A 26,516-nucleotide genomic window follows, 5' to 3' on the forward strand; every position below is an offset into this window, starting at 1 on the left:
TGACTTAAACCTTTTGGTATGGCGCGTCGGCGCATGGGAAGCTCCGCATTTTGTAACACACGTCCGCCGCCAGAGGGAAAAATTAATGTGTCATAACGCTTTTGTTATCGTCTGCGGCGTCAGCGTAAACGGTGTGGGGGTACAGACTGCCAGACTGAGCGTATCGAGCTGACACTGGCTGACCGACAAGGCAGAGGGCAACGTGCTGTCCACGCTGACGATTTGCCAGGCGCTGCCGCCGCGTTGTTTTACGATGGCTTCTTTACGCGTCCAGATACGCCAGAAGGCCGCCAGTTGTCGCTCCGGACGTTCCGCTTCCATTTCAGCATGTTCGCCGAGGCTGAATACCGCATTTGCCAGCGAACGCCAGTTATCGCGCGGGCGGATCACTTCAATATCGCAGCCGACTTCACCTTCGTCGCTAAGCAACAGAGCAATAGTGTCGCCGCTATGGCTGAGGTTAAACCACAGCGGCGTTCCGGCGGAAAAAGCCGGTTTACCCTGTTCGCCATACACCATCTCCGGTAGCGGCGAGAGCGCACGGGAAAGCAGCACGCGCCCGGCCAGCCAGCTTGCCCGGCGAACGCCCTGCGGTGCCTGAGCGATTAACGCGTCGGGCAATTGACCTGCGCTTAATGTTGACACTTTTCCCAGAACGATCTGGTACATATCAGGACCAACGTTGCCTATGAAGAAGAGGAGATTGTAGCATCTGTCGCCTCATCCCGGTAAACGGCTTTTCGGTCGGCCTGGCCCCAGCAAGATCGCCAGTTTGCTGCCGCCTTTAGTAGTTTCCATCCAGATTTTGCAGACGCTGGTCAAAGGAACGGACAAGAGCATCCCGACCGGGCCTAATAGCCATCCCCAGACCAATAACGAAAGAAATACCACCAGCGTGGACATTCCCAGACGATGGCCCATCATGCGTGGCTCCATAATGTTGCCAATCACCATATGGACCACCAAAAAGAGCGCGCCGACCAGTACGCACTCGTAAAAACCGTTAAATAACAGCGCCTGAATCATGGGGGGAACGGCGGAAATCACCGAGCCGATATTAGGAACGTAATTGAGCAAAAAGGCCAGTACGCCCCACATTAGCGCAAACTGAATATCCATTAACGCCAGTCCCAGCCAGATAATCGCGCCCGTCCATAAACTGAGCAGCGTTTTCAGCGCCAGATAATGCGAGACGCCTTTCAGGGCGCGGTGCAGGCCGGCAATATGGATTTGTGGATTGTTTAGCGCGAAACGTAATTTATAAGGCACGTGACGCACCTCAAACAGCATAAAAACCACGGTCATCACCAGCAGCACAATGCTTGCCATCGCGCCCGATACGCCGGTCATTAATGTTGTGGTGAAGAGCATGATTTTATCGGAATCCATCCCGCGGAGCATACGTTCCGGCGACATATGTAAATTCAGGAAGGGCATTAACTCCTGAAGGTGTAAGACCTTACGCGTCAGCTCCTTGCTGTATTTAGGCAGCATAGCGATAAATTCATTAAGCGATGCAGCAAGCACACCCACCAGCGCGGTAAGCACGATCAGCATGACGACCACCACGATAGTAATCGCCAGCGGTCGCTTCACGCCCCGGCGAATAAACCAGGTCACTAATGGATTAAGAACAATGGCGAAAAAGAGCGCCAGCAAGAGTTGTACAATAATATCCGCCGCGGCATGAATCCCGGCGAGAATAATAACCAGGGAGGCCAGTTTCAGCAGAATATGCATACCCGTTTTGTCGGGTTGAGCGGTTGCCATGAAGTTTTCCTTGTTGTGTTTTTTTCTAAGTGTAGCGGCTGCCCTGATACCGATAATCTGAATCTCACTACTGATTTTCACCGCGCGCCATGATAGAAAAGAAAACATGTTGTAAAAATGCGGTGATACTCATGCCCGAACCCGTCGCTGAACCGGCGCTAAACGGATTGCGCCTCAATCTGCGTATTGTCTCCATTGTGATGTTTAACTTTGCCAGCTACCTGACCATCGGCCTGCCGCTCGCCGTCTTGCCAGGCTATGTGCATGATGCGATGGGATTCAGCGCGTTCTGGGCGGGGCTTATTATCAGCCTGCAATACTTCGCCACTCTGTTAAGCCGTCCCCATGCCGGGCGGTATGCGGATGTATTAGGGCCGAAAAAAATCGTTGTCTTTGGCTTATGCGGCTGTTTTTTAAGCGGACTCGGCTACCTGCTGGCGGATATCGCCAGCGCCTGGCCGCTGATCAGTTTGTTGCTACTGGGGCTGGGTCGCGTGATTTTGGGGATTGGGCAAAGTTTTGCCGGCACCGGTTCGACACTGTGGGGCGTCGGCGTCGTCGGGTCGTTGCATATTGGTCGGGTTATCTCCTGGAACGGTATCGTCACCTACGGCGCAATGGCGATGGGCGCGCCGCTGGGCGTGCTGTGTTATGCCTGGGGCGGGTTACAGGGGCTGGCGCTAACGGTGATGGGCGTGGCGCTGTTGGCGATACTGTTAGCCCTTCCACGTCCGTCGGTGAAGGCGAACAAAGGCAAGCCGCTGCCGTTTCGCGCGGTGCTGGGGCGTGTCTGGCTGTATGGTATGGCGTTGGCGCTGGCCTCGGCAGGGTTTGGCGTCATCGCGACGTTTATTACCTTATTTTATGATGCTAAAGGCTGGGATGGTGCCGCCTTTGCGCTCACGTTATTTAGCGTCGCGTTTGTCGGCACGCGTTTGCTGTTCCCTAACGGTATCAATCGTTTAGGCGGGTTGAATGTCGCCATGATCTGCTTTGGCGTGGAGATTATTGGTCTGTTACTGGTGGGAACGGCAGCCATGCCGTGGATGGCAAAAATCGGCGTTTTACTCACGGGGATGGGGTTTTCGCTGGTCTTTCCGGCGCTGGGCGTGGTGGCCGTCAAAGCCGTGCCGCCGCAGAACCAGGGCGCGGCGCTGGCGACCTATACCGTCTTTATGGATATGTCTTTGGGGGTTACCGGGCCGCTGGCGGGGCTGGTGATGACCTGGGCGGGCGTGCCGGTGATTTATCTGGCGGCAGCCGGGCTGGTAGCGATGGCGTTATTGCTGACCTGGCGCTTAAAAAAACGGCCTCCGTCTGCACTGCCGGAGGCCGCATCATCATCGTAAAGGTTACTTAATAACTAACGTATTGATGATGTTTTCAGCCGTGGTTTGCGCTTTTTGCTGATTGTCCGCAGGCAGCGTGACCTGAATCGTCAGCAATTGGTTATCCACTTTGCCCAGCACGATGGAAGAGTACGCCGTCTGGCCTTTCGCGGAGATAATGCTGTCCAGTTGTTGCAACGTATGGCCTTTGAGCTCAATAGACTTATTGGTGACGACCTGAAGCTGCGGGTCGCGGCTACGCTGTTGCTCAAGCAGGCGGTTCGCCAGCACCGGCAACGCTTCATCGGTATTATCGCCGACGATAACAATCACCGCTTTCTGGCCCGTCGGGTCAGAATAAACGTGCATATTATTCGCCTGGGTGCCCAGCTTACCGCTTTGATCGGTCATATCCGCCGGCAGTGAGAAACTGAGTTTGCCATCCATCAGGCTGATGGGCTGACCGGAGGCCTGGCTTTCTGCGGCGGCGCTTTCTGCCGACGCTTTTGTATCGTTGTTATCACAGGCCGCAAGCCCCATAACCAGCAGGCCAATACCGGCATATTTAACCAAATTGCGCATTGACTTCTTCCTTTCGATAAACGGCCATAACGGCTCATTCGCTCATCTTATCACAACTCGGAAAACGAACCTTTAACTTGCCGGTAATGGGGAAATTTCAGATTTATCTGCCAGCTTTTTCAGCAATATATTCAGTAGAACGCCGTACATCGGCAGGAAGAAAATAATGCTGATGAGCACCTTAAAGCAATAATCCACCAGCGCAATTTCCATCCAGTGCTCGGCCATAAAGGCATCGGGGCTTCGCCAGAACGCAATGAAGAAAAAGGCAAGGGTATCGCTGATATTGCCAAACAGCGTTGAAGCGGTCGGCGCCAGCCACCAGCGACGATTTTGGCGCAGGCGGTTAAACACATGGACATCAAGGATCTGTCCCAGCGCGTAGGCCATAAAGCTGGCGGCGGCGATACGGGCGACAAACAGATTAAAGTTCGCCAGCGCGGCGAAACCTTGCCAGGCGCCCATATAGAACAGCGATGACACCACATACGACACCAGCAGCGCGGGGATCATGACGGCGAAGATAATGCGGCGCGCCAGCGGTGCGCCAAAAATACGCACGGTAAGATCGGTGGCGAGAAAAATAAAAGGAAAACTAAACGCGCCCCAGGTCGTGTGGAAACCAAAAATAGTGATGGGGAGCTGCACCAGATAGTTACTGGAAATGATCACCAGTAAATGGAATAGCGATAGCCAGAACAACGCTTTTATGCGCTGTGATTGTGTAAACGGAGTCATATTGTGACCTTTTTGTTGGATGGGGTGAGGGAACCCAATAAAGAACCGCCGCATAATACTGTTTTGCGCTGGCATTGCAATGGCTAATTTTCACGCAATCGTTAACCTGCCTGGCTTACTGACGAAGATGGGCGTAAAATATCGCCGTTTTTCTACCATTGAGACGAAGATGAGCGATCTGTTTTCCTCCCCTGACCATACGCTTGACGCCCTGGGGCTGCGTTGCCCTGAACCGGTAATGATGGTGCGCAAAACGGTGCGCAACATGCAAACTGGCGAAACATTGCTGATTATCGCCGACGATCCGGCGACAACGCGTGATATTCCGGGGTTCTGTACCTTTATGGAACACGATTTGCTGGCGCAAGAGACGGAGGGTCTGCCGTACCGCTATTTATTGCGTAAAGCGCATTAACCGCACGGCAGATAACATTCTGATTAGAAGCTTTCCCAGTTCGCCTGTTCTGCGGCGGGCTGTGGCGTTAAACCTTTGCTTAACGGCGTTGGCGACGCCTCCCGACGAGGCTGTTTCTGGATGCGGAACGCGGCGACCGCCTGACGAAGTTCGTTAGCCTGATCTTCCAGCGCCGCTGCCGCTGCTGCGGATTCCTCTACCAGCGAGGCGTTTTGCTGCGTCACGCTGTCCATTTCCGATACCGCCTGCGCCACCTGCTCAATGCTTTTGCTTTGCTCATCGGAGGCAGAGGCGATTTCGCCCATAATATCGGTCACGCGGGTCACGGCGTTGACGATCTCTTTCATGGTTTCTCCCGCTTCGCGTACCTGCGTAGAGCCGGTATCAATGCGCGACACGGAGTTTTCAATCAGTACTTTGATCTCTTTGGCAGCCTGCGCGCTACGGCTGGCCAACGTGCGTACCTCTCCGGCGACGACCGCGAATCCTCGCCCCTGTTCGCCGGCGCGGGCGGCTTCTACCGCGGCGTTCAGCGCCAGGATATTAGTCTGGAAGGCGATACCGTCAATCACGCTGGTGATGTCCACGATTTTTTCCGAACTTTCGGCGATATCGTTCATGGTGCTCACTACGTTATCCACCACGCGTCCTCCTTTACGCGCGGTTTCTGATGCGGTTTTCGCCAGACCCGTCGCCTGTCGTGCGTTATCGGTGTTTTGCCGTACCGTGGCGGTTAACTGTTCCATGCTGGCGGCGGTCTCCTCCAGCGCCGAGGCCTGCTGTTCGGTACGGGAAGAGAGGTCGCTGCTACCGGCGGAAATTTCGCCTGCGCCAGTATAGATAGAGTCTGCGTTATCGCGCACCGCGCTGACGGTACGGATTAACGACTGCTGCATCGTTTTGAGACCGGCGGCCAGTTGGCCCATTTCACTGCGTCCTTCGGCCTCTATCTCATGGGTAAGATCGCCGTCGGCGATAGTTTGAATGTGCGCCATAATCCGTTGCAGCGGGCGGAGTAGAACGCGTTGCAGCCCCAGCCAGATAAACGCCAGTACGATGAGCACGATAAGTAGAATTATCCCCAGCGTCCATTGCATCTGGGTAAAACTGCTCTGGTTCTGATCGCTGGCTAATTTTATTAATTGCGCATTTTGAGAGAGCCACTGGTTATATACCTGCTCCATGTCATCCTGCGCTTTTTGCGCGTCAAGGTTGCCATAGGCGGCGTAATTATCGGCTTTAAGATAGTGGATAGACTGCTGCAAAACGTCATACATCTGCTTAAAGCTGGCTTCGGCCTGGGTATCCAACGCCGGATCTTTGCCTGCGATCGCTTCGGAGTTCACGTAGTTGTTGAAATGCTTTTCCGCTTCGTTGAGCGACGCGCCAGCGTTGGTTAACAGCGTGTTCATGGCGTCCAGCGAGGCGGGATCGCGCTGATTTTTTAACATGCGTATCGCCACGCGGTTAATGGTGACGCGGGTTTCGATCAATGTCTGAAAACTGCCGCCCAGTTCCTGTTGTTGGTAACTCAGCGCGCTCGCATTCTGGAAATTCAGCCGATCGCTGCTGACGGCGGAATAAAACAGTATTCCTGTCACCAGCAATAAGGCGCTAAATATGCCCAGCGTCGCGATAACGCCGGTGATGACTTTGATATTTTTCATAGTGCCTAACATTCCTTATTTTGTAGACGGTATGATCAATATCGGTTGGATAAAAATTAACCTTACATCAAATCACGCTATTTCTGATTAATGGTTTGATAAGTAATAGAAAATAAATAATTTTCGCGTGAATAATATGTACAAAGAAAGGAATATCGCGGGATAACCCGGCGACACGACGCCGCCGGGTGGGAGAAGATTAGTTTTTACGCAGCAAACGTAGCGCATTGGCGGTCACCAATACCGTGGCTCCCGTATCCGCCAGGATTGCCAGCCATAGCCCGGTAAAACCCAGTAGCGTCGTCACCAGGAAAATGGCCTTCAGCCCCAGCGCAATGGTGATGTTCTGCCGGATATTCGCGTGGGTAGCGCGCGCCAGCGTAATCATCTGCGCTAACCCGCGCAGACGGTTATGAGTAAGGGCGGCGTCAGCCGTTTCCAGCGCGACGTCAGTACCGCTGCCCATCGCAATTCCGATACTGGCGGCTTTCATCGCGGGCGCATCATTAATGCCGTCGCCCACCATCGCCAGCGGCGCTTGTTGGTTAAGGGCGGTGACTGCCCGCACCTTGTCTTCCGGCAGTAGTCCGGCTTTAAACGCCAGATCCAGCTCGCCGGCAATCGCTGCCGCCGCCCGTGGGTTATCGCCGGTCAGAATCACGCCGTTAACGCCTAACTGATGCAGTTCGCGGATGGCGTCGCGCGCATCGTCACGCAACGTATCCTGGAGGGCGAGGACGCCAACAACGGTCTCGTTACGTAGCACCAGAACCACCGTCTGCCCGGCGTTTTCCAGTTCGCTAATTTGCCCGGCAAACGCTGCCGCAGGCTGTTTTCCCGCCGCGCAAATCAGAATACGTTCGCCGTTAACCTGCGCTTCAATTCCGGTGCCGGCCAGCGTTCGCTGCGATTCCGCCGTCGGGATCGCCAGATCGCGTGTCTGCGCTTCGCGGACAATAGCCTGCGCCAGCGGGTGCGTAGCGCCTTGTTCTACGGCTGCCGCCAGCGCCAACAGTTCAGCCTCGCTGATAGCGCTTGCCGGATGAATCGCCGTCACCCGTGGTTTACCGATGGTCAACGTACCGGTTTTATCAAAGGCAACCTGCGTGATACGGCCCAGTTGCTCCAGCGCTGCGCCGCCTTTAATCAATGCGCCGCGCCGTGCCGCCGCCGCCAGCCCGGAGGTAATGGCCGCGGGCGTGGAGATCACCAGCGCGCACGGGCAGCCGATGAGCAGCAGCGTCAGCCCTTTATAAATCCACTCCTGCCAGCCGCCATCGAACATCAGCGGCGGAATAAGCGTCACCAGCAGTGCGATGACCATAATGACTGGCGTGTAGATGCGGCTGAAACGGTCAATAAACCGCTCAATGGGCGCACGGCGCTCTTCCGCCTCTTCAATCAGCGTCAGGATACGGTCAATCGCGCTGGCGCCAGGTTCAGATAGCACCTCCAGGGTGACGAGACGGTCAACGCTGGTCGCGCCTGCCGGGACTTTGTCGCCCGTTGCGCGCTCCACTGGGATAGACTCGCCGGTGAGCGCGCTTTCATCAAAGCTGGCGAAACCGGAAACCAGTTTACCGTCGGCGGGTAAACGCCCCCCGGCGGCGACTTCGATAATATCGCCCGGTCGCAGGGTATTAATAGCGACCTCTTCCCGTACGCCGTCGCGCAGACGGGTCGCCGTTTCCGGTTTAAGCGCCATTAACGCGCTGACGCCTTTACGGGCGCGGCTGGCGGCCCATCCTTCCAGGCGCTCGCCGATGAGGAACAGCAGCAATACCATTGCCGCCTCCGCCGTCGCGCCAATAAACAGCGCGCCAATGGCGGCGACGCTCATCAGCGTTTCAATAGCGAACCAACTGCCGCTTTTCATCAGCCGCAGCGCCTGGCGGGCAATAGGATACAGACCGACCAGAGTGGTGACGATAAAGGCCAGTTGGCCGAACGGGTGGTTAAATTGCTCCAGCCCCCAGCTTATCGCCATCATAATGATCAGCGTAATAAGCGGCAGGTTCTCTTTAAGACGAGATTCAGGCGCGGCGTCGCGCGAATCTTCGCTACGCAAGGTATAACCCGCCTTCTGTACGGCGCGTTCAATTTGCGCGCGGAGGTCGGCGTCGGCATCGACCACTAACTTTTCGGTGGCGAACAGCACTTGCGCCTGGTTGACGCCGCGAATTTGGCGGACCGCATTCTCCACTTTTCGGGCGCAGGCGGCGCAGTCCATGCCGGAGATTTTCCAGGTATAGCGCGTGCCTGCCACGGCAGTAGAAACAGGCGCGCTGGACGCGCAATGTTCTTCGCAGCAGCAGCTATCGGCCTTCTGTATTGCCGGGGCTAATCTGAAGGAGGTAAAGGGCGGGACTTTTTTGCCATCGGTATCAGGGGTCGACATAACGTCCTCCGGTTGATGATAATTTTCTCATTAACCGGAGGATACACTCTGGAGTCGACTCCAGAGTCAAGCGCTATTATTTACAGGTACAGCGAGCGAACAATCAGGAAGTGTCCGGCAAAGTAGCAGGCGGCGGCAATCGCGTTATCCGCCCGGAAACGGCGGCGGTAATGGCTACCCAGCCAGACGATATTGCCGATAAACAGCAGCGTCGCGCCGGTAAAGGCCGAAAGGGCTGGCGCCGTTGGGCGGAAGAACCACAGTTCGCCCGCCAGCCAGACCATGACCAGAGTCATGGCGATAAAAGTACATACCGGCCAGCGTAGCTCCTCCAGTCGCGTCCAGATAACGGCGATAAGCAACGCGCCGACTATCAGTAACGCCAGCGGCAGCGGCCAGAAGAACGACAACGTCATTTGGCTGGCAAAGTAAATGGTGTAGAGCAGATGCGATAAGAAAAATGCCCCGACGGCGTACAGCAGGCGTTGACGCGGTAAGAGCGTTAACGCATCGCCGACCAGCGAGGCGCACAGCCCGGCCAACACAAGATAACTGATGGCGTCAAACATCGGCGCTTGCCAGGCCAGTAACAGCAACAGTAATAACGTGACGGGCTTAAAAACCCAGCGTTGCCAGGCTGGCCCGCGATAGGAGGCGTCCACATACAGCCATGCGGACAGGCAGACAGCGATAAACGACCAAAGCATCTTAATTCCTTGAATTCGTTATTTTTTCGCAAACGGTATGCTTGCGGCTCTATTATTCAGTGTAGAGGCCGTGACGGTCAGATGACAACACTATAACGGGCAGGGTATGCTTATTTCCGCATTTTCTGACAGGTTAACAGTATGAGTAAGCCACCGATTTTCTTCATTATAATCATTGCATTAATCGTAGTTGCCGCGTCGTTCCGCTTCGTTCAGCAACGGCGGGAAAAAGCCGCTAATGAGGCGGCGCCGTTACAGCAAAAGCTGGTCGTGGTCAGCAATAAACGGGAGAAGCCGGTTAATGACCGACGCTCTCGCCAGCAGGAAGTGAGCCCGGCGGGAACCAGTATGCGCTATGAGGCAAGTTTTAAGCCGCTCAATGGCGGTCTGGAAAAAACGTTCCGTTTACAAGCGCAGCAGTACCACGCTTTGACGGTGGGCGATCAAGGTACGCTGAGCTATAAGGGAACGCGGTTCGTCGGGTTTGTTAGCCGTACCCCGGATAACGAATAAACCGTCATCCGGCAGCAAACGTTATTTTTTGTTCTTAAACTTCTTCTGCCAGACCAGCAGCTCAAACACGCCGAACAGGAAAATGCGGATTTTCTCTCCCGTCGTCATCTGCGGACCCTCTTTCGGTATCGTTGATTTCAGCAACGCCAACTGCATACCGTGCATCAGCGCCATGAACACCAACGCCACGTTGACGAAGATATTGAGCGGGCGCGGGAAGGGTTGCACCAGATTAAGAATCAAAAATGCCCACACGAAGAGCATTAATAAGCGGCCCAGATTAATCAACATCATTTTCTCCTTGCGCGTCGCGCTGATACAGACGATAAGCGACCTGTCCGGCCACCTTTTCTCGATACAATGCCCAGTTCGCCGGAACGGGCGGCAGACCGTTTTCCACCTCGCTTTCTACGTAGATTAGCGCGTCGTCGGCCAGCCATCCCTGGGTTTCCAGCAATTGTAACGTCTCTTCCAGCAGCCCTTTACGAAACGGCGGGTCGACAAAGACGACGTGATGCGGCGTTCCCGGCTGGCTGAGGAAGGCCAGAGTATTGGTATTGACGACGCGAGCATTGTTGGCTTTCAGCGTCGCCAGATTTTTTTGCAACTGCTGCGATACGGCGCGATCCATTTCCAGTAACGTTGCCTGGGCCGCATAACGCGATAGCGCCTCCAGGCCCAGAGCGCCGCTGCCGGCAAAGCAATCCAGACAATGGGCGTCTACCATTACCGGAGCCAGCCAGTTAAATAACGTTTCGCGCACGCGATCGGTGGTGGGACGCAGACCCGGGCTGTCCGGAACCGGTAATTTACGGCCACGCCATTGCCCGCCAATAATGCGGATTTGGCCGCTGCCAGAGTGAGTCGGTTTTTTCATTTCTCTTGCTCGAACCGCCTGTTGCAAGTTATTCCAGGCGGTGATGTGAATTAAGTTAAGTGATAGACTATTTCATCATTTTTTTAGCTTCCATGTATATAGCGCCGCGAGGGGTGTAGTCGCAGATGGCAAAACAGAAAAAACGTGGCTTCTTTTCCTGGTTGGGCTTCGGTGATAAAGAGCAGAAGCAGGAACAGACCGAAGAACAGCAGATTGTTGAGGAACAACGACCGGTTGAGCCCCCTGTTGAAACGGCGGCAGACATAGACGCGCAAACGCCCGCGCACAGCAAAGCAGAAACCGAAGCCTTTGCGGAAGAGGTGGTGGACGTTACTGAGAAAGTTCAGGAGAGCGAAAAACCGCAGCCGGTAGAGCCGGAGCCCGCGACGGCTGTTGAGACGGCAGCGCCGCAGATCGCGGTGGAACGCGAAGAATTGCCGCTGCCGGAAGAGGTCAAAGACGAGGCTATCTCGCCGGAAGAGTGGCAGGCCGAAGCGGAAACCGTAGAGGTCATTGCCGCGGTAGAAGAAGAGGGCGAAAACGCGGCGAAATTCACCGACGAAGAGCTGGAAGCGCAGGCGCTGGCCGCTCAGGCGGCGGAAGAGGCGGTGATGGTTGTTCCGCCGGCGGAAGAAGACGCGCCGGTGGAAGCGATCGTTCAGGAACAGGAAAAACCGACTAAAGAAGGTTTCTTTGCCCGCCTGAAACGCAGTCTGCTGAAAACCAAAGAAAATCTCGGTTCCGGATTTATCAGTCTGTTCCGCGGCAAGAAAATCGACGATGATTTGTTCGAGGAGCTGGAAGAGCAGTTGCTCATCGCTGATGTCGGGGTAGAAACCACGCGTAAGATTATCGCTAATCTGACGGAAGGCGCCAGCCGCAAACAGCTTAAAGATGCCGAGGCGCTGTATGGTCTGTTGAAAGGCGAGATGGGCGAGATTCTGGCGAAGGTAGACGAACCGCTTAATATTGAAGGTAAAACGCCTTTTGTTATTCTGATGGTTGGCGTAAACGGCGTGGGTAAAACCACCACTATCGGTAAACTGGCGCGCCAGTTTGAGCAGCAGGGTAAATCAGTGATGCTGGCGGCGGGGGATACTTTCCGCGCGGCGGCGGTCGAACAGCTACAGGTCTGGGGACAGCGTAACAACATTCCGGTTATCGCCCAGCATACCGGCGCGGACTCCGCCTCGGTGATTTTTGACGCTATCCAGGCCGCGAAGGCGCGTAATGTGGATGTGTTAATTGCCGATACGGCAGGGCGTCTGCAGAACAAGTCGCACCTGATGGAAGAGCTGAAAAAAATCGTTCGTGTCATGAAAAAGCTGGACGAAGAAGCGCCACATGAAGTTATGCTGACCATTGACGCCAGCACCGGACAGAACGCGGTAAGCCAGGCCAAACTGTTCCATGAAGCGGTAGGCTTAACCGGTATTACCCTGACCAAGCTGGACGGTACGGCGAAAGGCGGGGTGATTTTCTCGGTAGCTGACCAGTTTGGTATCCCTATCCGTTACATTGGCGTGGGCGAACGTATCGAGGATTTGCGTCCGTTTAAGGCGGACGATTTTATTGAGGCACTTTTTGCCCGAGAGGATTAACAATGATTCGCTTTGAACATGTCAGCAAGGCCTATCTCGGCGGGAGACAAGCGCTGCAGGGAGTGACATTCCATATGCGGCCAGGCGAGATGGCGTTTCTGACCGGCCACTCCGGCGCGGGGAAAAGTACCCTGCTGAAGCTAATCTGTGGGATTGAGCGGCCCAGCGCCGGCAAAATCTTCTTCAGCGGGCATGATATTACGCGCCTGAAAAACCGCGAAGTGCCGTTTTTGCGCCGCCAGATTGGGATGATTTTCCAGGATCACCATCTGCTGATGGATCGCACGGTCTATGACAATGTGGCGATACCGTTAATCATTGCCGGCGCCAGCGGCGATGATATCCGTCGTCGTGTGTCGGCGGCGCTGGATAAGGTTGGACTACTGGACAAAGCGAGAAACTTCCCGATTCAACTCTCCGGAGGCGAACAACAGCGCGTGGGCATCGCCCGCGCGGTGGTCAATAAGCCAGCGGTATTGCTGGCGGATGAACCGACCGGGAACCTGGACGACGCGTTGTCGGAAGGGATTTTACGTCTGTTTGAAGAGTTTAACCGCGTAGGGGTGACGGTACTGATGGCGACGCACGATATTGGACTTATCTCCCGTCGTTCCTATAGGCAGCTCGTCCTGAGCGATGGACATCTGCATGGAGGCCTGGCCAATGAATAGGCGCGACGCGATTAACCAAATCAGGCAGTTCGGCGGACGGCTGGATCGACTGCGTAAGTCTCGCGGCGGAACAGGCGGCGGGCGCAACGCGCCAGGACGCCAGAAGCCGACACCGAAACCGAACTCACGTAAAACGAATGTCTTTAATGAACAGGTGCGCTATGCCTGGCACGGCGCGCTGCAAGATCTGAAAAGCAAACCGCTGGCGACGTTTCTGACGGTGATGGTGATCGCCATCTCCCTGACGCTGCCCAGCGTCTGTTACATGGTCTATAAGAACGTCAACCAGGCGGCGACTCAGTATTATCCGTCGCCGCAGATCACCGTTTATCTGCAAAAAACGCTGGATGATGACGCGGCGGCGCGGGTTGTTGGGCAGCTTCAGGCCGAGCAGGGCGTTGAAAAGGTCAACTACCTGTCCCGTGAGGACGCGCTGGGAGAATTCCGCAACTGGTCGGGTTTTGGCGGCGCGCTGGACATGCTGGAAGAGAACCCGCTGCCGGCAGTGGCGGTGGTGATCCCCAAGCTGGACTTTCAAAATACCGCCTCGCTTAATACGCTGCGCGACCGTATCTCGCAGATTAACGGCATTGACGAAGTCCGCATGGATGATAGCTGGTTTGCGCGCCTGGCGGCGCTCACCGGGCTGGTGGGCCGTGTGTCGGCGATGATCGGCGTGCTGATGGTCGCGGCGGTCTTCCTCGTTATCGGCAACAGCGTGCGCCTGAGCATTTTTGCCCGTCGCGATACCATTAACGTGCAAAAGCTGATTGGCGCGACCGATGGCTTTATCCTGCGTCCGTTCCTCTACGGCGGCGCGTTGCTCGGTTTTTCCGGCGCGTTTCTTTCACTGATATTGTCTGAAATTTTGGTGATGCGTTTATCATCGGCGGTGACTGAAGTGGCGCAGGTCTTCGGCACGAAGTTTGATCTCAATGGCTTATCGTTCGATGAGTGCCTGTTGCTGCTGCTGGTCTGTTCCATGATCGGCTGGATCGCCGCCTGGCTGGCCACGGTGCAACATTTACGTCACTTTACTCCCGATTGATAAAATCGTGGTATAATCTTTCCCTGCAATGGGCTTCCGTTCGCAGGGAAAGAGTCCCTGTTGTCTCTTCCCCGCGCATCATCTTTATGTCACAAGATTTGTGCAAATTATGCACAGTGTTACATTGAACTTGTGGATAAAATCACTGTCTGATAAAAGAGTGGGTGATATTCTCGTTGCTCATCGGCTTTGGCACGGTTGTTGCTCGCTGACGGTGCCAGGCAATACTGATTGAGAGGATTTGAATGACCAAAGAAATGCAAAATTTAGCTTTAGCCCCTGTTGGCAACCTGGAATCTTATATCCGGGCGGCGAACGCGTGGCCGATGTTATCGGCTGACGAGGAGCGGGCATTGGCTGAAAGGCTGCATTACCAGGGCGATCTGGAAGCAGCTAAAACGCTGATCCTGTCTCACCTGCGCTTTGTTGTTCATATTGCTCGTAACTATGCGGGCTATGGTCTGCCGCAGGCGGATTTGATCCAGGAAGGCAACATCGGCCTGATGAAAGCCGTACGTCGTTTCAACCCGGAAGTAGGCGTGCGCCTGGTCTCCTTCGCCGTACACTGGATTAAAGCAGAAATTCACGAATACGTGCTGCGTAACTGGCGTATCGTTAAAGTCGCAACCACGAAAGCGCAGCGTAAGCTGTTCTTTAATCTGCGTAAAACCAAGCAGCGTCTGGGCTGGTTTAATCAGGATGAGGTTGAAATGGTGGCGCGCGAACTGGGTGTTTCCAGTAAAGACGTGCGTGAGATGGAGTCGCGTATGGCGGCGCAGGACATGACGTTTGACATGTCTTCGGACGATGAGTCCGACAGCCAGCCAATGGCGCCGGTGCTGTATCTGCAGGATAAATCGTCTAACTTTGCCGACGGCATTGAAGACGATAACTGGGAAGAGCAGGCCGCCAACCGACTGACCGACGCGATGCAGGGGCTCGACGAGCGTAGCCAGGATATTATCCGCGCTCGCTGGCTGGACGAAGACACTAAGTCTACGCTGCAGGAGCTGGCCGATCGTTACGGCGTCTCCGCTGAGCGTGTGCGCCAGCTTGAAAAGAACGCCATGAAAAAGCTTCGCGCTGCGATCGAAGCGTAATCTTCGCGAATTGCCAATGAACCCTCGAATGTGAATTCGGGGGTTTTGTTTTTTGTAGGCCGGATAAGGCGTTTACGCTGCCATCCGGCAACACGTTTGCCCGATGGCGCTTCGCTTATCGGGCCTACGGGCCCTTCCTCTCCCCCACCGACACAAATCTGTTATCTGGATGTAAATTTAGCTATTCCAAAATAATAAAAATCGGGTATGTTTTAGCAGAGTATGCTGCTAAAGCACGAGTAGCTAGCCAATAATCGAAATAAAGTGCTGAACAATAACACCACAACACACGTAACAACCAGAATAATGGGGATTATCAGGATGAATATGAAGGGTAAAACGTTATTGGCAGGATGTATCGCCCTGTCATTAAGCCATATGGCATTCGCCGAGGACATTAAAGTCGCGGTTGTCGGCGCGATGTCCGGTCCGGTAGCGCAGTATGGCGATCAGGAGTTTACCGGTGCGGAACAGGCAATTGCCGATATCAATGCGAAAGGCGGTATTAAAGGCGATAAGCTCGTCGCGGTGAAATATGACGACGCCTGTGACCCGAAACAGGCGGTAGCTGTCGCTAACAAAGTGGTGAACGACGGCATCAAGTATGTTATCGGTCACTTATGCTCCTCTTCCACACAGCCAGCGTCTGATATCTACGAAGACGAAGGCATCCTGATGATAACCCCGGCGGCGACCGCGCCGGAGCTGACCGCACGCGGCTATAACCTGATTTTGCGTACCACCGGTCTGGACTCTGACCAGGGGCCAACGGCGGCAAAGTATATTCTGGAGAAGGTAAAACCGCAGCGCATCGCGATTATCCACGATAAGCAGCAGTACGGCGAAGGGCTGGCGCGCGCGGTGCAGGACGGTCTGAAGAAAGGCGGCGTTAACGTCGTATTCTTTGACGGCATCACCGCCGGCGAAAAAGATTTCTCCACTCTGGTAGCGCGTCTGAAAAAAGAGAATATCGACTTTGTCTACTACGGCGGTTATCACCCGGAAATGGGGCAGATCCTGCGCCAGTCTCGCGCCGCAGGGCTGAAAACCCAGTTTATGGGGCCGGAAGGGGTGGCGAACGTCTCGCTGTCTAACATCGCCGGAGAGTCAGCGGAAGGCTTACTGGTCACCAAACCGAAGAACTACGATCAGGTGCCGACGAACAAACCGATTGTGGATGCCATCAAAGCCAAGAAACAAGATCCTAGCGGCGCATTCGTGTGGACCACCTACGCCGCGCTGCAATCCTTACAGGCGGGCCTGAACCAGTCTGACGATCCGGCGGAAATTGCCAAATACCTGAAAGGCGCCACGGTCGACACCGTAATGGGACCGCTGTCGTGGGATGAGAAAGGCGATCTGAAAGGATTTGAGTTCGGCGTATTTGACTGGCATGCGAACGGTACGGCGACAGACGCTAAGTAATTTTCCTGGCGCCTTTCGCGCTGCAGGTGCGTTGGCTACGTTATTCAACCCCGGTCACTTACTTATGTAAGCTCCCGGGGATTTCATAACTTGCCGCCTGCCTGCAACGCGAAATTCTTGGAAAATTGCGAGGTGGTTTTTATCTTTTCTCCCGGCATGTAGGCCGGATAAGCGTCAGCGCCATCCGGCTTTCTTTTAGCGCTTCTCCCAGCCGTCATGCTGGGCGGTAAAACCTAACGCTTGCATAAACGCGGCCATCACGCTGCGGTCTTCAACACCGACATCCGCCATCCACCACGACGAGACGTTGGGATTATCGCGGATGACTTCTTCTACCAGGTATTGCCCGACGCCGCGACGACGGGTGATTTCACGCACGCGTAAGGAATCCAGCGCGCCCTGCGTTCCGCTCAGCGTCACTCTTACGGCGCCCAACAAACGCTCGTTAAACCGCGCGGCATAAATCCGGTGCGTTTCATCTACGCTTAATGAGGAGGCGGAATATTCCGGCCAGATTTTGCCCAGATCGATCTGATCCTGAGCGCTAAAGTGTTCTAAACGAAGGATAGTCAGCTTCATCGACGGCTTGTCCCGATTTCAAAAGATGCGATCAGTGTACCGAAACAGGCAGGCCAGATGCTTTCTCTTTTTTGTGTCATTTACCAGGTTATTAATTTTTTAACAACGATAATTACAGTTTGAAGCATTAGAGAATGGAAAACAGGCAGCATAATTCCCTGAATGCTAGTGAATTATTCCGCTTAATATGCCGTTATTTTATGCTGACAAGCATGCTTTTTTTTGTTTATCTATAGCGAAAAGCAGAATATTATCTTTTCTTAATAGACTGAAAAATAGAGATTTTAATCTTATTATGCTTTAAATGCTGCGCTAACTCATTAATGAGTCAGTAAAAAGCGCACCATTTATAAAAAGTACAGTCTGCTTTTTAACCAGCAAAAAACAAAACATATAACATCACGAATGGGGATACAGGCACATGAAACGGAAAGCGAAAACAATAATCGCAGGGATTGTTGCATTAGCAGTCTCGCAGGGGGCAATGGCAGATGATATTAAAGTCGCCATAGTCGGGGCGATGTCCGGCCCGGTAGCGCAATGGGGCGATATGGAATTTAACGGCGCGCGCCAGGCCATTAAAGACATCAACGCTAAAGGCGGTATTAAAGGCGATAAGCTGGTCGGCGTAGAGTACGATGATGCCTGCGATCCAAAACAGGCGGTGGCGGTGGCCAACAAAATCGTTAACGACGGTATTCAGTACGTTATTGGTCACTTGTGTTCTTCTTCTACTCAGCCAGCATCCGATATCTATGAAGATGAAGGTATTCTGATGATCTCCCCGGGGGCGACTAACCCGGAGCTGACCCAGCGCGGCTATCAGTACATTATGCGTACCGCCGGCCTGGACTCCTCCCAGGGGCCAACAGCCGCGAAATATATCCTGGAAACGGTGAAACCGCAGCGCATCGCTATCATTCACGATAAACAGCAATACGGCGAAGGACTGGCGCGCTCCGTGCAGGATGGTCTGAAGCAGGGCAATGCCAATATTGTCTTTTTTGATGGTATTACCGCCGGTGAAAAAGATTTCTCCGCCCTGATTGCTCGCTTGCAAAAAGAGAATATCGACTTTGTGTATTACGGCGGCTACTACCCGGAAATGGGGCAGATGCTGCGCCAGGCGCGGGCTAATGGCCTGAAAACGCAATTTATGGGGCCGGAAGGCGTGGGTAACGCGTCGCTGTCCAATATTGCGGGCGGTGCGGCGGAAGGCATGTTGGTGACGATGCCAAAACGTTATGACCAGGACCCGGCGAATAAAGCGATTGTCGAGGCGCTGAAAGCCGACAAGAAAGATCCCAGCGGTCCGTATGTCTGGATCACCTACGCCGCCGTCCAGTCGCTGGCGACCGCAATGACGCGTAGCGCCAGCCATGCTCCGCTGGATCTGGTGAAAGATCTTAAAGCTAACGGGGCTGATACCGTTATTGGGCCGCTGAAATGGGATGAAAAAGGCGATCTTAAGGGATTTGAATTTGGCGTCTTCCAGTGGCACGCCGACGGCTCGTCAACCGTCGCGAAGTAATGCCAGAAGATAAGTTATCCCACCGCCCGCACGCCGGGCGGGTTTAAAAAGGTTACCTTATGTCCGAGCAGTTTCTCTATTTCTTGCAGCAGATGTTTAATGGCGTCACGCTGGGGAGCACCTACGCGCTGATTGCTATCGGTTATACGATGGTGTACGGCATTATCGGCATGATCAACTTCGCTCATGGCGAGGTGTATATGATCGGCAGCTACGTCTCTTTTATGATCATCGCCGCGCTAATGATGATGGGAATAGACACCAGTTGGCTCCTGGTGGCCGCCGGATTTATCGGCGCGATTATTATTGCCAGCGCCTACGGCTGGAGTATCGAGCGAGTCGCTTACCGGCCTGTGCGCAACTCCAAGCGCCTGATCGCCCTGATTTCCGCCATCGGGATGTCTATCTTTCTGCAAAACTACGTCAGCCTGACGGAAGGTTCGCGCGACGTGGCGTTACCCAGCCTGTTTAACGGCCAGTGGATTGTGGGCAGCAGCGAAAACTTTTCCGCGTCCATCACCACCATGCAGGCGGTTATCTGGATAGTCACCTTTCTGGCTATGCTGGCGCTCACCATTTTCATTCGCTACTCCCGGATGGGCCGCGCCTGCCGCGCCTGCGCGGAGGATCTGAAAATGGCCAGCCTGCTCGGCATTAATACCGACCGCGTCATTGCGCTAACGTTTGTTATCGGCGCGGCAATGGCGGCGGTGGCGGGTGTGCTGCTTGGGCAATTTTACGGCGTGATTAACCCCTACATCGGTTTTATGGCCGGGATGAAAGCGTTCACCGCGGCGGTGCTGGGCGGTATTGGCAGCATTCCGGGCGCGATGATCGGCGGTCTGATTTTGGGCGTCGCCGAAGCGCTCTCGTCTGCATATTTAAGTACCGAATATAAAGATGTCGTATCGTTCGCTCTGCTGATTCTGGTACTGCTGGTGATGCCGACCGGTATCCTGGGGCGTCCGGAGGTAGAGAAAGTATGAAACCGATGCATATTGCGATGGCGCTATTCTCTGCGGCGATGTTCTTCGTTCTGGCTGGCGTCTTCATGGGCGTACAACTGGAGCTGGACGGCACCAAACTGGTGGTGGATACCGCCGCCGACATCCGCTGGCAGTGGATCTTTATCGGTACGGCAGTGGTTTTTTTCTTTCAGTTGCTGCGTCCGATGTTCCAGAAAGCGGTGAAGCACGTCTCCGGACCGAAGTTTATTCTGCCGGCGATCGATGGCTCTACCGTTAAGCAAAAGCTGTTTCTGATGGCGCTGCTGGTTATCGCCGTGGCGTGGCCGTTTATGGTGTCGCGCGGTAGCGTGGATATCGCCACTATGACCATGATTTATATCATCCTCGGTCTGGGGCTGAACGTGGTGGTGGGGCTGTCCGGCCTGCTGGTATTGGGCTACGGCGGCTTTTACGCCATCGGCGCTTATACCTTTGCGCTGCTCAACCACTATTATGGTTTGGGTTTCTGGACCTGCCTGCCGCTGGCGGGACTGGTCTCCGCCGCCGCCGGTTTCCTGCTCGGCTTCCCGGTACTGCGTCTGCGCGGCGACTATCTGGCGATTGTGACGCTCGGCTTCGGCGAAATCGTCCGTATCCTGCTGCTCAACAACACTGAAATTACCGGCGGCCCGAACGGCATCAGTCAGATCCCCAAACCGACGCTGTTTGGTCTGGAGTTTAGCCGCAACACCCGCGAAGGCGGCTGGGATACCTTCAGCAATTTCTTTGGCGTGAAGTACGACCCATCCGACCGGGTCATTTTCCTCTATCTGGTGGCCCTGTTGCTGGTGGTCCTGTCGCTGTTTGTCATTAACCGCCTGCTGCGTATGCCGCTGGGCCGGGCGTGGGAAGCGTTGCGTGAAGATGAGATCGCCTGTCGCTCATTAGGTTTAAGCCCGACGCGTATCAAGCTGACCGCTTTTACTATCAGCGCCGCGTTTGCCGGTTTCGCCGGGACGTTGTTTGCCGCCCGCCAGGGCTTTGTCAGCCCGGAATCTTTCACCTTCGCCGAATCCGCCTTCGTGCTGGCGATTGTGGTGCTGGGCGGAATGGGCTCGCAGTTTGCGGTGATCCTGGCGGCGGTTCTGCTGGTGGTGTCGCGCGAGTTGATGCGCGACTTCAACGAATACAGCATGTTGATGCTCGGTGGTTTGATGGTGTTGATGATGATCTGGCGCCCGCAGGGATTGCTGCCGATGACGCGTCCGCAGTTGAAGCTGAAAAGTGGTCAGGCGAAAGGAGAGCAGGCATGAGTCAGCCATTATTAGCGGTTAACGGCCTGATGATGCGCTTTGGCGGTTTGTTGGCGGTCAACAATGTATCACTGGAATTGCGTGAGCGGGAAATTGTGTCGCTGATTGGCCCTAACGGCGCGGGTAAAACGACGGTGTTTAACTGCCTGACCGGTTTCTATAAGCCGACAGGCGGTACGATCATGTTGCGCGAGCGGCATCTGGAAGGGTTGCCGGGCCAGCAGATCGCCCGCATGGGCGTGGTACGCACTTTCCAGCATGTGCGCCTGTTTCGCGAAATGACGGTGATTGAAAACCTGCTGGTGGCGCAGCACCAGCAACTGAAAACGGGCCTCTTTTCCGGCCTGTTGAAAACGCCCGCTTTCCGCCGCGCGCAAAGCGAAGCGCTGGACCGCGCGGCGACCTGGCTTGAGCGTATTGGCCTGCTGGAACATGCCAACCGCCAGGCCAGTAATCTGGCCTACGGCGACCAGCGCCGGCTGGAGATTGCCCGCTGCATGGTGACGCAGCCAGAAATTCTGATGCTCGACGAACCGGCGGCTGGTCTTAACCCGAAAGAGACCAAAGAGCTGGATGAGCTGATTGCCGAACTACGTAACCATCACAACACCACGATCCTGCTGATTGAACACGATATGAAGCTGGTGATGGGCATTTCCGATCGCATTTACGTGGTGAACCAGGGCACGCCGCTGGCGAACGGCACGCCGGAAGAGATCCGCAACAACCCGGACGTCATCCGCGCTTATCTGGGTGAGGCATAAGATGGAAAAAACGATGTTAACGTTTGAAAAAGTCAGCGCCCACTACGGCAAGATTCAGGCGCTGCACGACGTCAGTCTGCACATCAACCAGGGGGAAATCGTTACCCTGATTGGCGCTAACGGCGCGGGGAAAACGACGCTGCTTGGCACCTTGTGCGGCGATCCGCGCGCCTCCAGCGGACGGGTGGTGTTTGACGGTAAAGACATCACCGACTGGCAGACGGCGAAAATCATGCGTGAAGCGGTGGCGATAGTACCGGAAGGGCGGCGCGTCTTCTCGCGGATGACGGTGGAAGAGAACCTGGCGATGGGCGGTTTTTTTGCCGAGCGCGATCGGTTTCAGGAGCGTATCAAATGGGTGTACGAGCTGTTTCCGCGCCTGCATGAACGCCGTATCCAGCGAGCGGGCACCATGTCCGGCGGCGAACAGCAGATGCTGGCGATTGGCCGCGCGCTGATGAGCCAGCCGAGGCTATTGCTGCTGGATGAACCGTCGCTGGGGCTGGCGCCGATCATCATCCAGCAGATCTTCGACACCATTGAGCAGTTGCGCGAGCAGGGTATGACCATCTTCCTTGTCGAGCAAAACGCTAACCAGGCGCTGAAGCTCGCCGACCGCGGTTATGTGCTGGAAAACGGCCACGTGGTGCTATCCGATACCGGTGATGCACTGCTGGCGAACGAAGCGGTGCGCAGCGCCTATCTGGGCGGATAAGGCGCAGTTTACAGCTGCCATCTGGCAAACGCGCCCGGTGGCGCTACCGCTTACCGGACCTGGCGGATTACTCGCCATTCGGCAAATCAGTAGAACATTTTTCGTACCAATATGTTATAGTTGAGAATAGTTATCAACTATAACCACCGAAGAAGGAGCAAGGATGATACGTTCAGGCGCCTGCATAATGGGAACGCTGTTGTTCGCGGCTTCGTTCAGTGTTAACGCCTTAACCTCAAACGATTTTGATCCCCGCGATCCTGCTATCTGGCAAGAAGAAACCGCAACGCCTAATCCACTGGCCGCAACGACCTGCGAAGTGCGTCATCATCCGGATTGTGCAACGTGGGAGGATGAAAAATCCGACATTCAGCGTGAACGCGAGCGGCGAGATCAGCGGCGCTTACAAAATCAGTACAAAAAGTATTCTCATCGTGATTAACTGCTGACGCCAGCCAAATAACGCATGTCTGGTCGGCATTACGCTGTCAGACGTGCCGTAGCTCCCACTTTTCTTTTCCGGCGCTTTCACTGCCTTGCCATCTCTCTGTCGCCTTACTATCTTTTTTTTGTAATAAAAAAGTTATTTTTCTGTCATTCGAGCATGTCATGTTACCCCCGCGAACATAAAACGCGTGATATCGCGCATCCCGGCACAAAAAGAGAGATAACCGATGATATCGTTACGACATACAGCTTTAGGACTGGCGCTGAGTCTGGCATTTACGGGTCAGGCGTTGGCCGTCACCACTATTCCATTCTGGCATTCAATGGAAGGGGAGTTAGGCAAAGAAGTTGATTCACTGGCGCAACGTTTCAACCAGGCCAATCCGGATTACAAAATCGTTCCGGTCTATAAGGGGAACTATGAACAGAACCTGAGCGCCGGGATCGCGGCATTCCGTACCGGCAACGCGCCGGCAATATTGCAGGTTTATGAGGTTGGGACGGCGACCATGATGGCCTCGAAAGCCATTAAGCCGGTTTATGAAGTGTTTAAAGACGCCGGTATTAACTTTGACGAGTCCCAGTTTGTACCAACCGTTGCAGGCTACTACACCGATGCTAAAAGCGGGCATCTGCTCTCCCAGCCCTTTAACAGCTCCACGCCGGTACTGTACTACAACAAAGACGCCTTTAAGAAAGCCGGTTTAGATCCGGAACAGCCGCCGAAAACCTGGCAGGAGCTGGCTGACTATACCGCGAAACTGAGAGCGGCAGGCATGAAATGCGGTTACGCCAGCGGCTGGCAAGGCTGGATCCAACTGGAAAACTTCAGCGCCTGGAACGGTCTCCCCTTCGCCAGTAAAAACAATGGATTTGACGGTACAGATGCGGTGCTGGAGTTTAATAAGCCAGAGCAGGTGAAACATATCGCGCTGCTGGAAGAGATGAATAAAAAAGGCGATTTTAGCTATGTTGGGCGTAAGGACGAGTCTACCGAGAAGTTTTATAACGGTGACTGCGCGATGACAACCGCGTCCTCCGGTTCGCTCGCCAATATCCGCCAGTATGCCAAATTTAACTATGGCGTGGGTATGATGCCGTACGACGCTGATATCAAGGGCGCGCCGCAAAACGCCATTATCGGCGGAGCCAGCCTATGGGTCATGCAGGGTAAAGATAAAGAAACCTATACCGGCGTCGCCAAATTCCTCGACTTCCTGGCAAAACCGGAAAACGCTGCTGAATGGCATCAAAAAACTGGCTACCTGCCGATTACCACCGCCGCCTACGAGCTGACCCGCGAGCAGGGTTATTACGATAAAAACCCCGGTGCGGATATCGCCACTCGCCAGATGTTGAATAAGCCGCCGTTACCCTTCACCAAAGGCTTGCGTCTGGGCAATATGCCGCAGATTCGTACTATCGTGGACGAAGAGCTGGAAAGCGTCTGGACCGGGAAGAAAACCCCACAACAGGCGTTGGATACCGCGGTGGATCGCGGGAATCAGTTACTGCGTCGTTTTGAGAAAGCGAGCAAATCTTAAGTGTATAAGTGCCTGATGGCGCTGCGCTTATCAGGCCTACAGCGTTTGTAGGCCGGATAAGGTGCTTGCACCGCCATCCGACACCTTCCAGGAAAAGAACCTTCATGTCATCATCCCGTCCGGTGTTCCGCTCGCGCTGGCTGCCGTATTTACTGGTTGCCCCGCAGTTGGTTATCACCGTTATTTTCTTTATCTGGCCTGCGGGCGAAGCGCTGTGGTATTCGCTGCAAAGCGTCGATCCGTTTGGTTTTTCCAGCCAATTTGTCGGGCTGGAGAATTTCGTCGCGCTTTTTCACGACAGTTATTATCTCGACGCCTTCTGGACTACGATTAAATTCAGCGCGCTGGTCACGTTTAGCGGCCTGCTGGTCTCGTTGTTTTTCGCCGCCCTGGTGGATTACGTGGTGCGCGGCAGCCGTTTTTATCAGACGCTGATGCTGCTGCCTTATGCCGTCGCGCCCGCCGTCGCCGCCGTATTGTGGATTTTCCTGTTTAACCCGGGGCGGGGATTAATCACCCATTTCCTCGGCGAATTCGGCTATGACTGGAACCACGCGCAAAACAGCGGTCAGGCGATGTTCCTGGTGGTATTTGCGTCAGTCTGGAAGCAGATTAGTTACAACTTTTTATTCTTCTTTGCCGCGCTGCAATCTATTCCCCGCTCGCTGGTGGAAGCGGCGGCCATTGACGGCGCCGGGCCGATTCGTCGTTTCTTCCGGCTTTCTTTGCCGCTTATTGCGCCGGTCAGTTTCTTCCTGCTGGTGGTCAACCTGGTGTATGCCTTTTTCGACACCTTCCCGGTGATCGACGCCGCGACCGCCGGCGGGCCGGTACAAGCCACCACGACGCTGATTTATAAGATTTATCGCGAAGGGTTTACCGGTCTGGATCTCTCGGCGTCCGCCGCGCAGTCGGTGGTGTTGATGTTCCTCGTCATCATTCTGACGGTGGTGCAGTTCCGCTATGTGGAAAGTAAGGTGCGTTACCAATGATAGAGAATCGTCGCGGGCTGACAATATTCAGCCATACCATGCTGATTCTGGGGATCGCGGTCATTTTGTTTCCTCTGTATGTCGCGTTTGTCGCGGCGACGCTGGACGACCGCGCGGTGTTTGAGACGCCGATGACGCTGCTTCCCGGCACGCAGTTACTGGAGAATATCAAAACTATTTGGGTCAACGGCGTCGGTGTTAATAGCGCGCCATTCTGGCTGATGATGCTTAACAGTTTCATTATGGCGTTCAGCATTACGGTAGGCAAAATCACGGTATCTATGCTTTCCGCATTCGCCATCGTCTGGTTTCGTTTTCCCCTGCGTAACCTGTTCTTCTGGATGATTTTTATCACCCTGATGCTACCGGTTGAAGTACGTATCTTCCCGACGGTGGAAGTGATCGCCAACCTGAAAATGCTCGACAGCTATGCTGGTCTGACGCTACCGCTGATGGCGTCCGCTACCGCCACTTTCCTGTTTCGTCAGTTCTTCATGACGCTTCCGGATGAACTGGTGGAGGCGGCCCGTATTGACGGCGCGTCGCCGATGCGCTTTTTCCGCGACATCGTGTTGCCGCTGTCAAAAACCAACCTGGCGGCGTTATTCGTCATCACCTTTATCTACGGCTGGAACCAGTATCTGTGGCCGCTGTTGATTATCACCGACGTGAATCTTGGCACTGCCGTAGCGGGTATCAAAGGGATGATCGCTACCGGCGAAGGTACCACGCAATGGAACCAGGTGATGGCGGCAATGCTGCTCACCCTTATCCCTCCGGTCGTAATTGTGTTAGCCATGCAACGGGCGTTTGTGCGTGGTTTAGTGGACAGTGAGAAATAAAA

28 protein-coding genes are annotated in these 26,516 nt (G+C 54.6%); 17 read left to right on the forward strand and 11 right to left on the reverse strand.

Annotated features, from left to right (window positions below):
* Window positions 1–90: 90 nt before the first annotated feature.
* Together acpT and LDB27_RS01320 are read right to left on the reverse strand one after the other, a co-directional pair.
* Complete coding sequence (gene acpT / locus LDB27_RS01315) at window positions 91–669, reverse strand: 4'-phosphopantetheinyl transferase AcpT (RefSeq protein ID WP_000284366.1); 579 nt, start codon at window positions 667–669, stop codon at window positions 91–93.
* 51 nt (window positions 670–720) lie between these two features.
* Entirely contained in the window at window positions 721–1,770 is a 1,050-nt protein-coding gene (locus LDB27_RS01320; RefSeq protein WP_000179588.1) for an AI-2E family transporter, read from the reverse strand.
* Between the two features lie 89 nt (window positions 1,771–1,859).
* Here LDB27_RS01320 and LDB27_RS01325 point away from each other — a divergent pair, with 89 nt between their 5' ends.
* Window positions 1,860–3,119 carry an MFS transporter gene (locus LDB27_RS01325; RefSeq protein WP_077905455.1) on the forward strand — a complete coding sequence of 420 codons (1,260 nt, stop codon included), beginning with the start codon at window positions 1,860–1,862 and terminating at the stop codon, window positions 3,117–3,119.
* 3 nt (window positions 3,120–3,122) lie between these two features.
* Here the strand turns inward: LDB27_RS01325 and LDB27_RS01330 are convergent, their stop codons facing one another.
* Together LDB27_RS01330 and LDB27_RS01335 are read right to left on the reverse strand one after the other, a co-directional pair.
* The gene (locus LDB27_RS01330; protein ID WP_001245277.1) at window positions 3,123–3,680 is read right to left on the reverse strand and encodes a DcrB family lipoprotein; all 558 of its coding nucleotides are present in this window, start codon (window positions 3,678–3,680) and stop codon (window positions 3,123–3,125) included.
* Between the two features lie 72 nt (window positions 3,681–3,752).
* Window positions 3,753–4,418, reverse strand: a complete 666-nt coding sequence (locus LDB27_RS01335; protein ID WP_225519910.1) for a 7-cyano-7-deazaguanine/7-aminomethyl-7-deazaguanine transporter — start codon at window positions 4,416–4,418, stop codon at window positions 3,753–3,755.
* A gap of 169 nt (window positions 4,419–4,587) precedes the next feature.
* Between LDB27_RS01335 and tusA the strand changes: the two genes are divergently transcribed.
* Complete coding sequence (gene tusA / locus LDB27_RS01340; RefSeq protein WP_001541054.1) at window positions 4,588–4,833, forward strand: sulfurtransferase TusA; 246 nt, start codon at window positions 4,588–4,590, stop codon at window positions 4,831–4,833.
* 23 nt (window positions 4,834–4,856) lie between these two features.
* On the opposite strand, the gene tcp is transcribed toward tusA, so the two are convergent.
* The 3 genes from tcp to LDB27_RS01355 form a co-directional block, all read right to left on the reverse strand.
* Window positions 4,857–6,500, reverse strand: coding sequence for a methyl-accepting chemotaxis citrate transducer (gene tcp, locus LDB27_RS01345; RefSeq protein ID WP_225519911.1), 1,644 nt, complete (start codon window positions 6,498–6,500; stop codon window positions 4,857–4,859).
* Between the two features lie 199 nt (window positions 6,501–6,699).
* Window positions 6,700–8,898 (reverse strand): Zn(II)/Cd(II)/Pb(II) translocating P-type ATPase ZntA, encoded by a 2,199-nt coding sequence (gene zntA / locus LDB27_RS01350; protein WP_000106652.1) that lies wholly within the window; start codon window positions 8,896–8,898, stop codon window positions 6,700–6,702.
* 80 nt (window positions 8,899–8,978) lie between these two features.
* A complete protein-coding gene (locus LDB27_RS01355; RefSeq protein ID WP_000964735.1) occupies window positions 8,979–9,605 on the reverse strand; it encodes a lysoplasmalogenase in 627 nt (208 codons plus the stop codon).
* Window positions 9,606–9,746: 141 nt separating this feature from the next.
* On the opposite strand from LDB27_RS01355, the gene LDB27_RS01360 reads away from it, so the two are divergent.
* Window positions 9,747–10,118, forward strand: coding sequence for a DUF2500 domain-containing protein (locus LDB27_RS01360; RefSeq protein WP_000042846.1), 372 nt, complete (start codon window positions 9,747–9,749; stop codon window positions 10,116–10,118).
* 21 nt (window positions 10,119–10,139) lie between these two features.
* Here the strand turns inward: LDB27_RS01360 and LDB27_RS01365 are convergent, their stop codons facing one another.
* Entirely contained in the window at window positions 10,140–10,409 is a 270-nt protein-coding gene (locus tag LDB27_RS01365; RefSeq protein ID WP_000906762.1) for a DUF1145 family protein, read from the reverse strand.
* The gene (gene rsmD / locus LDB27_RS01370; protein ID WP_000743275.1) at window positions 10,399–10,995 is read right to left on the reverse strand and encodes a 16S rRNA (guanine(966)-N(2))-methyltransferase; all 597 of its coding nucleotides are present in this window, start codon (window positions 10,993–10,995) and stop codon (window positions 10,399–10,401) included. Before rsmD ends, LDB27_RS01365 begins: the two co-directional genes overlap by 11 nt.
* A gap of 125 nt (window positions 10,996–11,120) precedes the next feature.
* Here rsmD and ftsY point away from each other — a divergent pair, with 125 nt between their 5' ends.
* The 5 genes from ftsY (at window position 11,121) to livJ (ending at window position 16,840) form a co-directional block, all read left to right on the forward strand.
* The gene (ftsY, locus tag LDB27_RS01375) at window positions 11,121–12,596 is read left to right on the forward strand and encodes a signal recognition particle-docking protein FtsY (RefSeq protein WP_001118681.1); all 1,476 of its coding nucleotides are present in this window, start codon (window positions 11,121–11,123) and stop codon (window positions 12,594–12,596) included.
* A 2-nt stretch (window positions 12,597–12,598) separates the two neighbouring features.
* Entirely contained in the window at window positions 12,599–13,267 is a 669-nt protein-coding gene (ftsE, locus tag LDB27_RS01380; protein WP_000617729.1) for a cell division ATP-binding protein FtsE, read from the forward strand.
* Complete coding sequence (gene ftsX, locus LDB27_RS01385) at window positions 13,260–14,315, forward strand: permease-like cell division protein FtsX (protein WP_001081704.1); 1,056 nt, start codon at window positions 13,260–13,262, stop codon at window positions 14,313–14,315. The genes ftsE and ftsX overlap by 8 nt, the downstream gene beginning before the upstream one ends.
* A gap of 245 nt (window positions 14,316–14,560) precedes the next feature.
* Window positions 14,561–15,415, forward strand: coding sequence for an RNA polymerase sigma factor RpoH (gene rpoH, locus LDB27_RS01390; RefSeq protein WP_000159623.1), 855 nt, complete (start codon window positions 14,561–14,563; stop codon window positions 15,413–15,415).
* A gap of 321 nt (window positions 15,416–15,736) precedes the next feature.
* Window positions 15,737–16,840, forward strand: a complete 1,104-nt coding sequence (gene livJ, locus LDB27_RS01395) for a branched chain amino acid ABC transporter substrate-binding protein LivJ (protein ID WP_001530031.1) — start codon at window positions 15,737–15,739, stop codon at window positions 16,838–16,840.
* 83 nt (window positions 16,841–16,923) lie between these two features.
* On the opposite strand, the gene LDB27_RS01400 is transcribed toward livJ, so the two are convergent.
* Complete coding sequence (locus LDB27_RS01400; RefSeq protein WP_001517957.1) at window positions 16,924–17,058, reverse strand: hypothetical protein; 135 nt, start codon at window positions 17,056–17,058, stop codon at window positions 16,924–16,926.
* Window positions 17,036–17,419, reverse strand: a complete 384-nt coding sequence (panM, locus tag LDB27_RS01405; protein WP_000778873.1) for an aspartate 1-decarboxylase autocleavage activator PanM — start codon at window positions 17,417–17,419, stop codon at window positions 17,036–17,038. Before panM ends, LDB27_RS01400 begins: the two co-directional genes overlap by 23 nt.
* Before the next feature lie 421 nt (window positions 17,420–17,840).
* On the opposite strand from panM, the gene livK reads away from it, so the two are divergent.
* The 9 genes from livK to ugpE all read left to right on the forward strand — a co-directional run bounded on the left by livK (window position 17,841) and on the right by ugpE (window position 26,514).
* A complete protein-coding gene (gene livK / locus LDB27_RS01410) occupies window positions 17,841–18,950 on the forward strand; it encodes a high-affinity branched-chain amino acid ABC transporter substrate-binding protein LivK (RefSeq protein WP_000822976.1) in 1,110 nt (369 codons plus the stop codon).
* Between the two features lie 59 nt (window positions 18,951–19,009).
* Window positions 19,010–19,936, forward strand: a complete 927-nt coding sequence (livH, locus tag LDB27_RS01415; RefSeq protein ID WP_000003007.1) for a high-affinity branched-chain amino acid ABC transporter permease LivH — start codon at window positions 19,010–19,012, stop codon at window positions 19,934–19,936.
* On the forward strand, window positions 19,933–21,210 hold the full coding sequence (gene livM, locus LDB27_RS01420; protein WP_000803764.1) for a branched chain amino acid ABC transporter permease LivM: 1,278 nt from the start codon (window positions 19,933–19,935) through the stop codon (window positions 21,208–21,210). Before livH ends, livM begins: the two co-directional genes overlap by 4 nt.
* Window positions 21,207–21,974 carry a high-affinity branched-chain amino acid ABC transporter ATP-binding protein LivG gene (gene livG / locus LDB27_RS01425; RefSeq protein ID WP_000082080.1) on the forward strand — a complete coding sequence of 256 codons (768 nt, stop codon included), beginning with the start codon at window positions 21,207–21,209 and terminating at the stop codon, window positions 21,972–21,974. The genes livM and livG overlap by 4 nt, the downstream gene beginning before the upstream one ends.
* 1 nt (window position 21,975) lies before the next feature.
* Entirely contained in the window at window positions 21,976–22,689 is a 714-nt protein-coding gene (gene livF, locus LDB27_RS01430; protein ID WP_000416114.1) for a high-affinity branched-chain amino acid ABC transporter ATP-binding protein LivF, read from the forward strand.
* 163 nt (window positions 22,690–22,852) lie between these two features.
* The gene (locus LDB27_RS01435; RefSeq protein ID WP_000621258.1) at window positions 22,853–23,131 is read left to right on the forward strand and encodes a hypothetical protein; all 279 of its coding nucleotides are present in this window, start codon (window positions 22,853–22,855) and stop codon (window positions 23,129–23,131) included.
* 232 nt (window positions 23,132–23,363) lie between these two features.
* Window positions 23,364–24,680, forward strand: a complete 1,317-nt coding sequence (gene ugpB / locus LDB27_RS01440; RefSeq protein ID WP_000624747.1) for a sn-glycerol-3-phosphate ABC transporter substrate-binding protein UgpB — start codon at window positions 23,364–23,366, stop codon at window positions 24,678–24,680.
* A gap of 104 nt (window positions 24,681–24,784) precedes the next feature.
* Window positions 24,785–25,672 (forward strand): sn-glycerol-3-phosphate ABC transporter permease UgpA, encoded by an 888-nt coding sequence (gene ugpA, locus LDB27_RS01445; protein ID WP_000099303.1) that lies wholly within the window; start codon window positions 24,785–24,787, stop codon window positions 25,670–25,672.
* On the forward strand, window positions 25,669–26,514 hold the full coding sequence (gene ugpE, locus LDB27_RS01450; RefSeq protein ID WP_000572196.1) for a sn-glycerol-3-phosphate ABC transporter permease UgpE: 846 nt from the start codon (window positions 25,669–25,671) through the stop codon (window positions 26,512–26,514). Before ugpA ends, ugpE begins: the two co-directional genes overlap by 4 nt.
* The last annotated feature ends 2 nt before the right edge of the window (window positions 26,515–26,516 follow it).

The sequence above is a fragment of the Salmonella sp. JXY0409-18 genome (assembly GCF_020268625.1).
GTDB classification, from domain to species: domain Bacteria; phylum Pseudomonadota; class Gammaproteobacteria; order Enterobacterales; family Enterobacteriaceae; genus Salmonella; species Salmonella enterica.